The sequence below is a fragment of the Streptomyces sp. NPDC050997 genome, assembly GCF_040660135.1.
Classification (GTDB): domain Bacteria; phylum Actinomycetota; class Actinomycetes; order Streptomycetales; family Streptomycetaceae; genus Streptomyces.
The window spans coordinates 382,776-397,853 of record NZ_JBFAGK010000001.1; the positions used below are offsets into that span (position 1 = coordinate 382,776).

Annotated in this window: 11 protein-coding genes and 1 pseudogene; 10 read left to right on the forward strand and 2 right to left on the reverse strand. The window is 71.4% G+C overall.

What is annotated here, in order from left to right; translation table 11 throughout:
- Window positions 1-16 precede the first annotated feature (16 nt).
- From AB0H86_RS01725 to AB0H86_RS01740, 4 genes are read left to right on the forward strand one after another with little or no spacing between them, the layout of a single operon-like run.
- Window positions 17-2,599, forward strand: coding sequence for a nitrate- and nitrite sensing domain-containing protein (locus AB0H86_RS01725; RefSeq protein WP_362431622.1), 2,583 nt, complete (start codon window positions 17-19; stop codon window positions 2,597-2,599).
- 14 nt (window positions 2,600-2,613) lie between these two features.
- Window positions 2,614-3,045, forward strand: coding sequence for a roadblock/LC7 domain-containing protein (locus AB0H86_RS01730; RefSeq protein WP_362431625.1), 432 nt, complete (start codon window positions 2,614-2,616; stop codon window positions 3,043-3,045).
- A 22-nt stretch (window positions 3,046-3,067) separates the two neighbouring features.
- Window positions 3,068-3,427, forward strand: coding sequence for a DUF742 domain-containing protein (locus tag AB0H86_RS01735; RefSeq protein WP_362431628.1), 360 nt, complete (start codon window positions 3,068-3,070; stop codon window positions 3,425-3,427).
- Window positions 3,414-4,025 (forward strand): ATP/GTP-binding protein, encoded by a 612-nt coding sequence (locus tag AB0H86_RS01740; RefSeq protein WP_362431630.1) that lies wholly within the window; start codon window positions 3,414-3,416, stop codon window positions 4,023-4,025. Before AB0H86_RS01735 ends, AB0H86_RS01740 begins: the two co-directional genes overlap by 14 nt.
- Here the strand turns inward: AB0H86_RS01740 and AB0H86_RS01745 are convergent.
- Both AB0H86_RS01745 and AB0H86_RS01750 read right to left on the reverse strand, forming a co-directional pair.
- The gene (locus tag AB0H86_RS01745) at window positions 4,006-5,508 is read right to left on the reverse strand and encodes a M81 family metallopeptidase (protein WP_362431632.1); all 1,503 of its coding nucleotides are present in this window, start codon (window positions 5,506-5,508) and stop codon (window positions 4,006-4,008) included. The two genes, AB0H86_RS01740 and AB0H86_RS01745, sit on opposite strands and share 20 nt — an antisense overlap.
- Window positions 5,509-5,667: 159 nt before the next feature.
- A complete protein-coding gene (locus AB0H86_RS01750; protein ID WP_362431635.1) occupies window positions 5,668-6,921 on the reverse strand; it encodes an ROK family transcriptional regulator in 1,254 nt (417 codons plus the stop codon).
- Between the two features lie 174 nt (window positions 6,922-7,095).
- Between AB0H86_RS01750 and AB0H86_RS01755 the strand changes: the two genes are divergently transcribed.
- The 6 genes and pseudogenes from AB0H86_RS01755 (at window position 7,096) to AB0H86_RS01780 (ending at window position 14,987) form a co-directional block, all read left to right on the forward strand.
- Window positions 7,096-8,889 carry a peptide ABC transporter substrate-binding protein gene (locus tag AB0H86_RS01755; RefSeq protein ID WP_362431637.1) on the forward strand — a complete coding sequence of 598 codons (1,794 nt, stop codon included), beginning with the start codon at window positions 7,096-7,098 and terminating at the stop codon, window positions 8,887-8,889.
- 3 nt (window positions 8,890-8,892) lie between these two features.
- Complete coding sequence (locus tag AB0H86_RS01760) at window positions 8,893-9,852, forward strand: ABC transporter permease (RefSeq protein WP_362431640.1); 960 nt, start codon at window positions 8,893-8,895, stop codon at window positions 9,850-9,852.
- A gap of 101 nt (window positions 9,853-9,953) precedes the next feature.
- Window positions 9,954-10,766 (forward strand): annotated as a pseudogene (locus AB0H86_RS01765) (ABC transporter permease); the annotation flags it as partial.
- Window positions 10,763-12,502: an ABC transporter ATP-binding protein gene (locus AB0H86_RS01770; protein WP_362431642.1), complete on the forward strand. Its 1,740-nt coding sequence runs from the start codon at window positions 10,763-10,765 to the stop codon at window positions 12,500-12,502. The pseudogene AB0H86_RS01765 and the gene AB0H86_RS01770, both read left to right, overlap by 4 nt.
- Window positions 12,499-13,488, forward strand: coding sequence for an ROK family protein (locus AB0H86_RS01775; RefSeq protein ID WP_362431645.1), 990 nt, complete (start codon window positions 12,499-12,501; stop codon window positions 13,486-13,488). The genes AB0H86_RS01770 and AB0H86_RS01775 overlap by 4 nt, the downstream gene beginning before the upstream one ends.
- Before the next feature lie 107 nt (window positions 13,489-13,595).
- On the forward strand, window positions 13,596-14,987 hold the full coding sequence (locus AB0H86_RS01780) for a glycoside hydrolase family 43 protein (protein WP_362431647.1): 1,392 nt from the start codon (window positions 13,596-13,598) through the stop codon (window positions 14,985-14,987).
- Window positions 14,988-15,078: the final 91 nt, after the last annotated feature.

Below are 15,078 nucleotides of genomic sequence, written 5' to 3' on the forward strand. Positions count from 1 at the left end.
TCGCCCAAGGAAGTCCATGTCTGGACGGACAGGTTCCCGTCGCCGCCTCGGCTCCATACGTCTATCCCTCATCCTCCTGGCACTGGTTCCGAGCGTCACCCTCGCCGCCCTGTGGGGTGTGACGACGACACAGATGTTCTCGGAGGGCCTGCGGCTGCGCTCGCAGACGGAACTGAGCCGCTCGACCGGCGCGATGGGTACCGAGGCCACGTTGACGCTGCAGCGGGAACGTGCCCTGTCGGCCGCCTGGCTGGCCAAGGAGCCCGGCTCCCGGGCCGCTCTGGACCAGGGGCGCAAGGAGACGGACAAGGCGGTCGCGAAGCTCGTCGGCCGGTCCGGCGCCATCCGGATGGCCCCCGCCCGGATCGCGGACCGCCTCTACTCGGTCGTCGGATCCGTGGGCAGCCTGGAGTACTACCGGGGCCAGGTGGACGACCCCGCCGACATCACCGCCGAGCAGGCGCTGGACCAGTACACCTCGATCATCGACGACCAGATCCACGCCTTCCAGGAGCTCTCCCAGGTCGACGACGGCGACCTCACCTCGCAGGCCGGTCCGCTGGTCGCGCTGGAGCACGGGGCGGAGCTGGTCTCCCAGGAGGACGCGCGGCTCACCCTCGCCTGGCCGTCCGGGTATCTCGACGAGAAGGCGTGGACCACGTTCGGCCAGATGGTCAGCACCCGCCGCTGGATCGTCCAGGACCAGATCGTGCCGTCGCTGCGCGGCGACGCGAAGACGCAGACCGAGCGCATCCTGCAGAGCCCGGAGTGGCAGACCCTGCAGTCCGTCGAGGACCAGGTGATGGATGCCCGGGCGTCCGACGGAGCCCACCGGGTCGCCCTGCCCGACCTGCGCGAGCAGTGGGCCACGGCACTGAAGAAGGTCTCCGCCCGGTACGGCGAACTGATCCGGCAGCAGACCGCCTCGCTCCTCACCCAGAGCGCCGACAAGGCCGACGGACTGCTGCTGACCGCCGCCTCGCTGAGCACGGGCGGACTCGTCGCGCTGCTGCTGTGCGCGGGCATGTCCTGGCGGATCACCCGCTCCCTGTCCCGTCGGCTGCGGGGCCTCAGGGAGGCCACCCTCGGTCTGGCCGAGGAGCGGCTGCCCGACGTCGTCCGGCGGTTGGACCGGGGCGAGAAGGTCGACGTGGACCTGGCGGCACCACCGCTGGACTACGGCTCGGACGAACTCGGCCAGGTGGCACAGGCGTTCAACACCGCCCAGCGCACCGCCGTGGTGACCACCGTGGAACTCGCCGACACCCGGCGCGGTTTCCAGAAGGTGATCCTCGGCATCGCCCGGCAGAGCCAGAACCTGGTCAACCTCCAGCTCAGCCAACTCGACGCGCTGGAGCGCGAGCACCAGGACCCCGACGTGCTCAGGGGCCTGTACGAACTGGACTCCACGGCGAGCCAGTTGCGCCGCTACGAGGAGAACCTCGTCATCATCAGTGGCGAGCAGCCGCGTCGCAGCTGGACCGAACCGGTCGCGCTGATCGACATCCTGCGCAGCGCGGTCGGCGAGGTCGCCGAGTACCAGCGGGTGGAGGTGCACGCCGACGAGGAGGTGTGCCTGGCCCCGCCCGCGGTGGCTGACGTGATCCATCTGCTGGCCGAACTCATCGACAACGCCACCGCGTACTCCCCCGCGCCGAGCCGGGTCGGGGTGCGGGCCGCGATGGTGGCCAAGGGGCTGGCCGTCGAGGTCGAAGACCGGGGCCTCGGTATGTCGGAGGAGGACTACGCCTCGCTCAACGCCCAGTTGGCCGATCCGCCGCAGTTCGACGTGGTGGCGCTCGCCGACGACCTGCGGCTCGGCATGTTCGTGATCTCCCGGCTCGCCAAGCGGCACGGCATCGCCGTCACCCTGCGCTCCTCGCCGTACGGCGGCACCACGGCGATCGTCCTGATCCCGCACGACGTCGTGGTGCCGGAGGCCTCCCCCGCCGACGCTCCCTACGTACGGGGCGCACGCGGTACCGCGGAGGCCGGGGACCCGCCGGGTACGGCGGACGCGCGGGCCGGGACGGGCCGGGACGCCGTGCACGGTCCCGGACCCGCGAACGCCCCGGGGGCCGACAAGGACCCGGCGCCGCCCCGCGGTGCCCCCCGGCCACTCCTCGCCGCGCGCACGGCCCCCGCCGCCGCCACCGCCGCCCCTCCCCTCCCCCGCTCCGACGGGCTCACCCCGCTGCCGCGCCGCGTACCGCAGACCAGCCTGGTCGCCGAACTCCGGGAGGAGGCCACTGCGGCCGATGCGGCGGACGCGGCCGACTCCGGCGAGTTCACCGCGGAGCACGCCGCCTCCTCGCTCGGCTGCTTCCAGGCCGGAACACTCCGGGCCCGCGACGAGCACGACCCGGACGAGGACAAGGGTGGTCCGGGCGAGGACGCTCGCGAACCGGCCCAGGCCAAGGACGCACCGGCACCGGCACCGGACCAGGAGGGCCGCGCACCGGCCCAGGACGGACCCGCGCCGAACCAGAACGCACCCGCACCGCACGACCGAAAGGACCCGCCCCCGACGAGCACCCCCGCCGCGCACGTTCCCTCCGCGGACGGCGCCGTCAACCCGACCCTCCAGACCGACCGCTGATGAAGGACACCGTCATGACACGCCCCACCCCCGCCACGGACACCCAGCTGGACCAGTTGCTCACCGGTCTCGTGGACCGGGTCGCCGACGTGAACCACGCCGTGGTGCTCTCCGAGGACGGACTGGTCGTCAGCAGGTCCACCGGGTTCGTGCGCGACGACGCCGAGCGGCTGGCCGCGACCGCCTCCGGTCTGATGAGCCTCAGCAAGGGCGTCAGCATGGACTTCCGCGGCGGCCCGGTGCGCCAGGCACTCATCGAGATGGCCAACAGCTTCCTGATCCTGACCTCCGCCGGACCCGGCGCCCACCTGGTCGTGCTGACCGGTCCGGGCGCGGACGTCGGCGTGGTGGCGTACCAGATGAACATGCTGGTGAAGAAGATCGGCGAGCATCTCAGCGCGGCACCGAGGGCCCATGTGGGGCCCCCGGCCGCCGCGGGCGAGTGACGGGCGACGAGTGACGAGTGAGGTGAGCGGAAGCGACGCGGCGGGCCGGCTGGTACGGCCCTTCGCCCTGACCGGCGGCCGGACCCGGCCCAGCCGCGCCGACTTCACCCTCATCACGACGGTGACCGCGGTGGATCCGCCGCCGGACCGGGCGCCTCGGCCACAGCCCGAGCAGACGCGGATCCTGCGCCGGTGCGTGCGGCCGGTGGCCGTGGCGGAGATCGCGGCCCTGCTGGACCTGCCGGTGAGCGTGATCGTCATCATGCTCTGCGACCTGCTGGAGGCCGGCCTCATCACCGCCCACCCGCCGCATCCCGTCTCCCCCCGCACCCCCCACCTGGACCTGCTGCAGAAAGTGAGGGACGGCCTTGGCCGGCTCTGACGCCGCCACCCCCGCGGCACCCGACACCGTCAAGATCCTGATCGCCGGGGGCTTCGGCGTCGGCAAGACCACCATGGTGGGGTCGGTCAGCGAGATCGCGCCGCTGCGCACCGAGGAGTCGCTGACCTCCGCCGGCCTCGGCATCGACGACCTCCACGGCATAGAGGAGAAACGTGCCACCACCGTGGCCCTGGACTTCGGCCGGATCACCATCAGCGACGAGCTGGTGCTCTATCTCTTCGGTACGCCGGGCCAGCAGCGGTTCTGGTTCATGTGGAACGACCTGGCCGTGGGCGCGCTGGGCGCGGTGGTGCTCATCGACGTCCGCAGGCCGGAGTCGAGTTTCGCCGCGGTCGACTTCTTCGAGCGGCGGGGCATCCCCTTCGTCGTCGGCGTCAACGGCTTCCACGGCCGGCATCCGTACCCGGCCGAGGACATCCGGGAGGCGCTGGCGCTGCCCGAGCACGTCCCGGTGCTGCTGTGCGACGCGCGTGAGCGCGCCTCTGCCCGGGACGTGCTGGTCGCCCTGATGGACAGGGTGATAGCCGAGGCGGACGAGGGCGACGGTTCCGGGCAGCTCACTCCTCCGGTCCGCTGAGCGGTTCGTCGAAGGGCGCGATCAGCCGGGCGCCGAGGTCCGGGGCGGGCATCTCCGGGTCGAAGGGGAACAGGGGCCGGCGGACGCGGTGGTGGCCGAGGCGGGTCAGGTCCTGGTCGACGCCGCCCGGGGTGAGCGCCATCTTCCAGTCGGCGGCCATGGCGAACAGCTCCGGCTCCAGATAGCCGATCTTGACGAGCACGAGGTCCGCCGCCCGGGGGTCCAACTCCAGGTCGGTGAAGTCGTGTTCGTGATGGTACGGCTTGCGCAGCCGGGTGAGGATCACATGCACGCTCCCCACCCGCAGCACGACCTCGGTCTCCGCGTCCCGGTCGCCGTGCCGGACCGCGTGGACCACGCCGGTCAGGGTGAGCGGGCCCGCGTGCCGGTCGTCGACCTCGGCGCCCGCGGTGACGGTGACGCTCGCGCCGACTCCGGCTCGCGCGGCGGTCTCGACGGCCGCCGGTCCGGGCAGGGAGGCGTAGATGACGACGGGGCCGGACGGGTCCTTGAACTCCGGGCGGTCCAGGACCTGTCGCAGGCCCCAGGTGACGTCGCCGGCGCCGCCCGCCGTCGGGTTGTCCCCGGTGTCGCTGACGAAGTACGGGCGGGCGGGGGAAGCCAGGGCCGCGTCGAGGCACTCGTCCAGGGTGCCGGTGGGGGCGACGAAGGCGAAGTCGTGCCGTGCCGCCCAGAAGCCGTGCGCCAGCCGCTCGGCACCGGCGGTGACGGCGGCCGTAGACGGGCCGGTGACGACCACCGCGGCGCGGTTGCGTGGTTCGTCGGCCCAGGCGTAGCCGACCCAGATCGCCGCGTCCGTGACGCCCTCGGCCGCCGCCACCTCCTCGACGGCCGCGTACACGCTCCGGGCGGGTTCGATCCGGGTGGAGGTCTGCTCGCCGGCCAGCAGCACCGGCACCGGCACCCACGCCTTGGCCGGACGGGGCGCCCCGCTCGCCAGCAGCTCGACCAGGTTGCGTGCGGCCCGCTCCTTGGTCTCCATGGCGTCCTCGTGCGGGGCCATCCGGTAGCAGGTGATCAGGTCGCTGCGGTGGACGAGTTCACGGGAGACGTTGCCGTGCAGGTCCATGGAGGTCGACACGAGGACGTCAGGGCCGACCACCTCGCGGACGCGGTGCAGGAGTTCGGCTTCGGCGTCGTCCAGCCCCTCGACGGTCATGGCGCCGTGGATGTCGTACCAGAGGCCGTCGAGGGGGCCCGACTGCCGTAGTCGGTCCAGGAGTTCGGCGGTCAGTTCGGCGTACGCGGACGCCGTCACCGTACCGCCGGGCAGGGCCTTGCCGACGAGGGCACCGCGCCAGTCGGCGGCCTCGCGCAGGGGCTGCCCGGGGGCCAGGAAGGGGTAGCGCGTGAGGACGTCCGCGCCACGCCGCGGGTGGAAGGCGGGTGCCTCGGTGCGGGCCGGGGAGAAGGTCGAGGACTCGATACCGAGTCCGGCGATCGCGATGACGGGCAGGGACATGGTTCCTCCGGGACTCAGGACGGTCCGGGCTCACGACGGTCCGGGCTCACGACGGTCCGGGCTCACGATGCTTCGGGCTCACGATGGTTCGGGGCTCAGGACGGTCCAGGGCCCAGGACGGTCCGGGCTCAGGACGGTCCGGGCTCAGGACGCGGGCTCTCAGGGCTGGTGGCCGGTGGCCGCGTGCAGCGCCCGCGCCAGCGCTCGCTGCAGGGCGAACTGGCCCGCGCCGACCAGGCCCGCGTCGGCGCCGAGGCCGGCCCGTTCGATGACCAGGTGCTCGGTGACCAGCGGATGGCAGCCCTCGTACAGCTGGCTGCGGACGGCGGCGACGAACGGCTCCAGTGTGGAGAGGATGCCGCCGAGGTACACCGCGTCGGGGTTGAAGAAGTTGACGTTCGCGGCGAGCACCCGGCCGAGGTAGCGGCCGGCCTCGCGGACCGCGCGGGTCGCCTCGGGGTCGGCGTCGGAGGCGAGCCGTACGACGTCCTCGGTGGACGCCACGTCACGGCCGCGCTCCCGCAGGATGCGGACCAGGGCCGCACCGGAGGCGACGGTCTCCAGGCAGCCGGTGTTGCCGCAGGAGCAGGGTGTGTCGTGGGCGGCCTCGACGCGGACGTGGGTGATCTCGCCGGCGGCGCCGGTGCCGCCCCGGTAGAGCCGCCCGTCGGCGATCACACCCGCGCCGATGCCGGAGCCGGCCTTCACCATGATCGACTGACGGTGTTCCACGGGCCGTACGCTGTGCTCGCCGACGGCCATGCAGTTGGCGTCGTTCTCGATGGCCACCGGGACGCCGAACCGCTCCTCCAGCCAGTCCCGCACCGGGAACCTGTTCCAGCCGGGCATCCGGGCGGGCAGGGTCACCAGGCCCGGCTCGACGTCGACCGGGCCGGGCAGACAGAGGCCGACGCCCCGGAGCAGGTCGCGTCCCTGCCGGTCGGCGAGGCCTTCGAGGGTCTCGACCAGTCCGGGCAGCGCGGCCTCGGGCCCGTCCGCGGTCGGGAACGGCACGGTGGAGACGTCGGTGAGACCACCGCCGGGGTGCACGACTCCCACGTGGGCGTGCTTGCCGCCGAGGTCGGCCGCCACGGCGTAGCCGTCGCTGCCGCCGAGCCGCAGCACCTTGCGCGGGCGCCCGCCGGTGGAGGACAGCGTGCCCTCCTCGGTGACCAGACCGTGCGTCAGCAGTTGGCCCACCGCGAACGAGACCGTCGACGGGGCGGCGCCGAGCAGCAGGGCGAGTTCCGTGCGGGTCGTCGCCTGTCCGGAGGCGAGGAGTTCCAGAACACCCTCGGTCAGCGAGGAGAACCCGGACCCGCTCTTCCGGCGCGGCGGGCCCTTGAGCTCCGGACTCCTCGCCTGCGGAGTCTTCGGCTGCGGAGTCTTCGATTGCGGACTTTTTTCAGGCATGGACGAAGTAACTTCCGTCTTCGGCGGTCGAGGCCCTGAGCGTAGGTCAGTCGGACCCCTCTCCGGCTTTTTCCAGAACAGCAGTAACAGGCTTTTTACAGCGGCACGTCTGTTTCTTCGCACCCACGGGGCGTTCACTGGCTCCGCCCCCGCTTCTGTTGCCTGAGGAGAGCCATGTCCCCTGCCCGCACGAGACTCCTCGCCGGTGCCGCCCTCGGCGCGGGCACGCTGCTGCTCGCCGCGTGTTCCGGGTCCAGCGGCACGTCATCGGCGTCGCACGACGCCATCGACTACGCGCTCCCCGCGAACTTCACGCCGAACTGGATCCTGCCGATCGGCACCGCGGCCCATCTGAACACCAACAACATCTCCATCGCGAACACCCTGTGGGAGCCACTCGTCGCCTACGACGGCTCGACCGGGAAGATCGCCTGGAACAAGGCCGGTTCGGTGGCCACGGCCGCCGAGTTCGCGTCCGACGGAAAAAGCGTGACGATCACCCTGAGCGACCGCCACTGGAGCGACGGAAAGCCCGTCACCGCACGGGACGTCGAGTTCTGGTTCAACCTCATCAAGGCGAACAAGGCCCAGTGGGCGGGCTACAACCCCGGCAAGGCGCCCGACAACTGGACGTCCTTCAAGACCGTCGACGCCCGCCACCTCACGATCACCTTCGACCGCGCCTACAACTCCCAGTGGATGCTCGCCAACGAGCTGAGCAGCATCAACCCGCTCCCCCAGCACGCCTGGGACAAGACGGACGCCGCGGCGAAGGTGTCCGACGCCGACCGCACGACCGCGGGCGCCAAGCAGGTGTGGACGTACCTCAACTCGGCGGCGAAGAACATCTCCGGCTACGCCTCGGACCCGCTGTGGAAGACCACCAGCGGCCCCTACGCCGTCAAGTCCTTCTCGACCGCAGGCAAGGTCGTCCTCACCGCGAACAAGAAGTACGACGGCGGCGAGAAGCCGGGCATCCCGACCGTGAACCTGCTGCCCTTCACCACGGCGGACGCCGAGAAGAACGCGCTGCGCTCCGGCAGCGTCGACTACGGCTACATCGAGGCCACCGACCTCGACCAGAAGGACAGCTTCACCGCGCAGGGCTACACCGTGAAGCCGTGGTCGGGCTGGGCCATCACCTACATGCCCTACAACTTCAACAACCCGGCGATGGGCCCGGTGTTCAAGCAGCTGTACGCCCGGCAGGCGGTCCAGCGGTCGATCGACCAGACGAGTCTGGCGAAAGTCGTCCTCAACGGGACGGCGGTGCCCGGGTACGGACCGATCCCACAGGGCCAGGCCTCGGACTTCGTGTCCCCCGTACAGAAGGGCAACCCGTATCCGTTCTCCACGTCGGCCGCCCGAAAGCTGCTGACCGACCACGGCTGGAGCGAGCAGGGCGGGGTGATGACCTGCACGAGTCCGGGCAGCGGCGCGGCACAGTGCGGTACTGGGGTAGCCATGGGAACAAAGTTCCAGATGCGGGTGCTGTCGCAGTCCGGGTCGACCGTCACGGACAACATGATGAGCGCCATCCAGTCGGCGCTCGCGAAGACCGGGATCAAGTTCTCCATCAAGACCGCGCCCGTGAACTCGGTGCTCTCGCAGACCCCGCAGTGCACGTCCGGCCAGTCGATCTGCACGTGGCAGCTGTCGTTCTTCGGTACGGCGGGCAGCTGGTACTTCAACGCCTTCCCGACCGGTGACTCGCTGTTCCAGTCCAAGGGCGGCTCGAACTTCGGCAACTACTCCAACCCTGCGGTGGACAAGCTCATCTCCGCGTCCACGACGTCGAGTTCGAACCAGGCGATCCAGCAGTACAGCGCGGCCCTCGCCAAGGACCTGCCGGTGATCTGGCTGCCGGAGCCCGTCTACCAGGTCTCGGTCGTACGCGACGGCCTCGGTGGTTTCTCCCAGGACTCGCTCGCCAACTTCCATCCCGCGCAGTGGAAGTGGACCAGCTGAGGCATGGACACGCTCGCGTACCTCACCCGGCGGGTCCTCCAGGCCCTGGCCGTGATCCTGATCGTCACGATCGTGGTCTTCTGCCTGCTGCACGCGCTGCCCGGGGGTCCCGCGCGCGGGATCCTCGGCCCGCAGGCGACGGCCGAGCAGATCGCCGCGTTCAACCACGAGCAGGGCCTGGACCGCCCGTTGCCCGTCCAGTACGTCTACTACCTGAACACGCTCGTGCACGGTGACCTCGGCACTTCGTACACGCTCAACGAGGCCGTCTCCGGGCTCATCGAGCAACGGCTCCCGAAAACCCTGGTGTTGACCATGCTGTCGGCGCTCTTCGGGCTGCTGCTGGCGATCCCGCTCGGCATGTGGCAGGCGGTGCGCCGCAACAAGCCGACCGACTACGTCATCACCACGCTGAGCTTCGTCGCGTACTCGACGCCCGTGTACTTCCTGGGCCTGATCCTGGTGCTGCTGTTCACCCAGACCCTGCGCTGGTTCCCCTCTCAGGCACCTCAAGGGGACACCCTGGCCCAGGTGTTCGCGGACCCGGCGGCGCTGGTGCTGCCGGTCGTCACGGGCGCCGCGTCCATGATCGCCGTGTTCAGCCGGTACATGCGGGCGGCGACCCTGGAGAACCTCTCCGAGGACTACGTCCGCACCGCGCGGGCCGGTGGCGCACGGCCGGCGGCGATCCTGTGGCGGCATGTGTTCCGCAACTCCCTCACCCCCGTGGTCGCGATGCTCGGGTACTACGTGCCCGTGCTCTTCGGCGGCGCGCTCGTGGTCGAGCAGCTCTTCAACTACCCGGGAATGGGGCTGCTGTTCTGGTCCGCCGCGCAGTCCTCCGACTATCCGGTGCTGCTGGGCTGCGTCCTTGTCATCTCCGTCGCGACGGTGGTGGGCACGCTGCTCGCGGACGTCGTCCAGCGGATCGTCGATCCCCGAGTGAAAGCGGGCCACGCGTGAGTGCTTCGCGAGAAGGCCGTGTGCGAGCCGCGGGCCGGTGGGGGCGGATCGCGCCCGGCGGCGGAGCCGCGAATCGACACAGCCCCGCGCCCCTTGCGGGCTTCGCCCGCAACAGACTCGCCGTGGCAGGACTCCTGGTCGTCATCCTGTTCCTGTTGTTCTGCTTCGTCGGCCCGTTGCTGTACTCCACCGACCAGACCCACACCGACCTCACCCAGGTCAATCTGGCGCCGGGCGGGGCGCATTGGCTGGGGACGGACGCCGTCGGGCACGACGAGCTCGGGCGGCTCATGTACGGCGGGAAGGTGTCGCTGCTGGTCGGGCTCGCCGCCGGACTGCTGGCCACCGTGATCGGCACCCTGTGGGGCGCGGTGGCGGGGTACGCGGGCGGCTGGGTGGACGCGGTGATGATGCGGGTGGTGGACGCCGGGATCGCGATCCCGGCGCTGTTCATCCTGCTGGTCGTCTCCGCGATCACCACGCCGGGCGTGCCAGGTCTGATCGTGATCCTCGGCCTGGTGTCCTGGCTGGTCCCGTCCCGGCTGGTGCGGGCGGAGACGCTGACGCTCAAGAACCGCGACTACGTGCTGACGCTGCGCGCGACGGGCGGCACCCACGGCCGGGCGATCCTGCGGCACATCCTGCCGAACTCGGTGTCGACCATCGTCGTCGCGGCCACCTTCCAGGTCGCCGACGCGATCCTGCTGGTCGCGTACGTGTCGTATCTGGGCCTCGGCGTCCAGCCGCCGTCGACCGACTGGGGCGGCATGCTGTCGGCCGGTCTGACGGCGGCGTACTCCGGGCGCTGGTGGCTGATCGTGCCGCCCGGCCTCGCGATCATCCTCGTCGTGTGCGCGTTCAACGCGATCGGCGACGGGCTGCGCGACGCCTTCGACGTGAGGGGACGGGGATGAACAACTCCAGGACGGAGATCCTGCGGATCGAGGACCTCGGGGTCACGTTCGCGACGGACACCGGCGACGTGCCCGCCGTACGCGGTGTGTCGCTTCACGTCCGGCCCGGTGAGACGTTGGCGCTGGTCGGCGAGTCCGGGTCCGGCAAGTCGACGGTGGCGCTGGCCGCGATGGGGCTGCTGCCGGGCAACGCGCGGGCGTCCGGGCGGGTGACCGTCGACGGTACGGAGATCGCCGGCGCCGGTGAGGCGGAGCTGGCCCGGCTGCGCGGCCGTACCGCGTCGATGGTCTTCCAGGAGCCGGCCACCGCGCTGGATCCACTGACCCGGATCGGCCGGCAGACAGCGGAGGTCGTCCGCAATCACCGGCCCGTGTCGCGGGCGGAGGCCGCCCGTGCGGCGGTGGAGCTCCTGCGCCGGGTCGGCATTCCCGATCCGGAGCGGCGGGCGTCGGCGTTCCCGTTCCAGCTGTCGGGCGGTCAGCGGCAGCGGGTCGTCATCGCCATGGCGATCGCCAACTCGCCCGGTCTGCTGGTCGCGGACGAGCCGACCACCGCGCTCGACGTCACCGTGCAGGCCGAGATCCTCGATCTGCTCAGGGGGTTGGCGGCCGACTCCGACACCGGCGTGCTGCTGGTCACGCACAACATGGGCGTGGTCGCCGACTTCGCCGACCGGGTGGCCGTGATGCTGCGGGGCGAGGTGGTGGAGACCGGTTCGGTGGAGGAGGTGCTGTTGCGGCCCACGCACGAGTACACCCAGCGGCTGCTGGCCGCGGTGCCGCGGCTGCGGGTGAGCGATGCGGGCACGCATCCGGCGGACTCCGCCGAACAGGACCCACCGGTGACTCCGGTGCCTCCGGTGCCTCCGGTGCCTCCGGTGACTCCGGTGACTCCGGTGACTCCGGTGCCTCTGGTGACTCCGGTGGTCGAACTCCGGGATGTGACCGTGGACTTCGGCCGGGGCCGCGGTGCCGTGCGGGCTCTCGACGGGGTGTCGCTGGCGGTCCGGCCCGGCGAGACCGTGGGTCTGGTGGGCGAGTCCGGTTCGGGCAAGTCGACGGTGGCGCGGGTGGCGCTCGGGCTGGTCGCGCCGGCCGCCGGTTCGGTGTCGCTGTTCGGCGGCGACCTGGGGCGGGCCCGGGGACGGGCGCGCCGGGCCCTGCTGGCCGGTGTGGGTGTGGTGCTCCAGGACCCGGTGGCCTCGCTGGACGCGCGGATGAGCGTGGCGGAGTGTGTGGCCGAGCCGTTGCGGACACACCGGCGGGGCATGCCGGCGGCCGAGCGGCGGGAGCGGGTCGCGGAGGCGCTCGAACTCGTCCGGCTGTCACGGGAGTTGGCGGGTCGAGGACCGCGTGAGCTGTCGGGTGGTCAGCGGCAGCGGGTGAGTCTCGCGCGGGCGCTGGTGCTGCGGCCGCGGCTGCTGGTCGCGGACGAGCCGACGAGCGCGCTCGACGTGAGTGTGCAGCGGACGGTCCTGGAGGTAATCGCCGAGTTGCAGCGCGAGCTCGGGTTCGCCTGTCTGTTCGTGTCGCACGACCTGGCCGTGGTGCAGGAGTTCGCCCGGCGGGTCGTCGTCATGCGGGCGGGCCGGGTGGAGGAGGAGGGGCCGACCCTGTCCACCCTGTCGCGTCCGGAGACCGAGTACACGCGTCGGCTCATCGCCGCCGTGCCGGTGCCGGATCCGGTCGTCCAACGAGCTCGGCGGGCGGCGGGACGGACGGGGGCCACCGCGTGACGCACACGATCGCCGGAGTGGACATCGGCGGTACGACGACCCAGGTGGCGCTGTGCGGGGAGGACCTGGGTGTCCTCGACCGGGTGGAGGTACCGACCCCGGCGGCGGTGGGCGGGGCGGCGATGGTCGGGGCCGCCCTGGACGCCGTACGGCTGCTGCTCGGCCGGACGGGCGCGCGGCTGCTCGGGGTCGGGGTGGGCGCGGCCGGGGTGGTGGACGCCCGGGCCGGCCGGATCCTCGTGGCCAGCGACTCCTTCCGGGGCTGGGCGGGGTTCGAGGTGACGGCGGCGGTCGAGGAGGCGTTGGGCGTGCCCGCGTTCCTGGACAACGACGTCAACGCGTTCCTGCGCGGCGAGACGGCGGCCGGCGCGGTCGCGGGCGAGCCGGATGTGCTCGGGATGACGCTGGGCACGGGCGTGGGCGGGGCGCTGTGGCTGGACGGCGCGCTGTACGAAGGACCGCACGGCGCGGCGGGCGAGATCGGGCATGTGCCGGGCTTCGGGGACCTGCCGTGCACCTGCGGCGGCCGGGGGCATCTGGAGACGCTGGCGTCGGGACGGTCGATCGCCGCGCGCTACGGCGAGCGCACCGGGCGGACGCGCGGCGCGCGGGAGGTGGCCGAGGCGGCGGGCCGGGGCGATCCGGACGCGCTCGCCGTGTACGAGACGGCGGGTGCCGCCGTGGCCCGGGCCATGCTGGTCACGGCGGGTCTGCTGGATGTCACCACCTTCGTGGTCGGCGGGGGCGTCAGCCGGTCCTGGGCGCTCGTCGAGCCGTCGATCGGGCGGGCCCTGGCCGCGGAACCCCCGGTCAGCGGGCGCCCGGTGCGAGTCCTGCCCGCGCTGCTGGACGGGGACGCGGTGGCGGTCGGGGCGGCGGCGCGGGCGCGGGCCGAACTCGGGGCCGAACTCGGGACCGGGCTCGGGGGCCCAACTCGGGGCCGTGCGCGGCGGAGTATCGGAAATCCGCCAAGGCCGCCCGAGTGATTGACGCGTTCTCCGCACTCTCCTACCTTCTGGTCGGTTCACCGAACCCCATTCGATATATCGACCAGAAGCCTGCCCCCAGAAGGCCCGCACCCCCTGGAGAGTCGATGCCCCACTCCTCGGCCCACCCCTCCCGCAGACACGTCCTCGGCCTGGCCGCGACCGTCCCGCTCGCCGCGACCGGTGCCCTCACCCTCGGCGCGGGCACCGCTCACGCCGCCGACTCGGCGTACGTCATGGCGTACTTCACCGAGTCCACGACCATGCTGGAGGCCAACTACGGTCTGCACCTGGCCGTCAGCACCGACGGCCTGCGCTGGACGCCCCTGAACCAGAACAACCCGGTGGTCACCCCGACCGGCGGTGCCGGGGGTCTGCGCGACCCCTTCATCCTGCGCAAGCAGGACGGCACCTTCGTGGTGCTGGCGACGGACCTGAGCGGCACCGACTGGTCCCGCACCAGCGTGAACATCCATGTCTGGGACTCCGCCGACCTGCGCACCTTCACGGGCTACCGGCTGCTGAAGCTGCACGACATGACGAACACCCACAGCTGGGCACCGGAGGCCTTCTGGGACGCCGGGCGCGGCCAGTACGGCATCATCTACTCCTCGGTGAACAGCAGCGGCCACAACGTGATCATGGTCAGCTACACCACCGACTTCCGCACCACCCAGAGCCCCCAGGTCTTCTTCGACCCCGGCTACGACATCATCGACGGCAACCTCGCGGTGGGCGTGAACGGCGTCAACTACCTGTACTACAAGAAGGACCAGACCCTCGTCGGCGCACGCTCGACGTCCCTCGCCCCGGGCAGCTTCACACCGTTCAGCACACCCGTCGCGCACGGCGGCACCGAGGCTCCCACTGTGGTCAAGTCCCTGACGTCGGGCACCTATTACCTCTGGGGTGACACCTACACACCCAACGGCGTCTTCTACGTCTGGCAGAGCGGCAACCTCGCGGCCGGCACCTGGACCGCCCTCGACCAGCGTCTGTACACGCAGCCGCTGAACTCCAAGCACTGCGGCATCCAGCCGATCACCTCCGCCCAGTACGACAACCTCGTCGCGAAGTGGGGCGCCCCGGCCTGGAACCGCCTCAAGTCCTACAACTTCCCGGACCGTTACGTCCGGCACAGCAACTACGTGGGCCGGATCGACGCGTACCCCTTCGACCCGTACACCGACTCCCAGTGGAAGCTCGTCCCGGGCCTCGCCGACTCGTCCGGGGTGTCCTTCCAGTCGGTCAGCCTGCCGACCCGCTATCTGCGGCACTACAACTACCAGTTGCGGCTGGACGTGAACGACGGCACGTCGACCTTCGCCGGTGACGCGACCTTCTACCGGACCGCGGGGCTGGCCGACAGCTCCTGGTCGTCCTTCCGCTCGTACAACAACCCGACCCGCTACATCAGGCACGCGAACTACGTCCTGCGGATCGACCCGATCTCGACGAGTACGGAGCAGCAGGACGCCACGTTCCACGTCGGATACTGAGCGGCTCGGTATCGAGAGCGGCGCGGGTACGAAATCGGCGCGGGTGCCCCGTACCGCGGGGCCCCGCGCCGATCCGTCAGCCGTCAGCCGT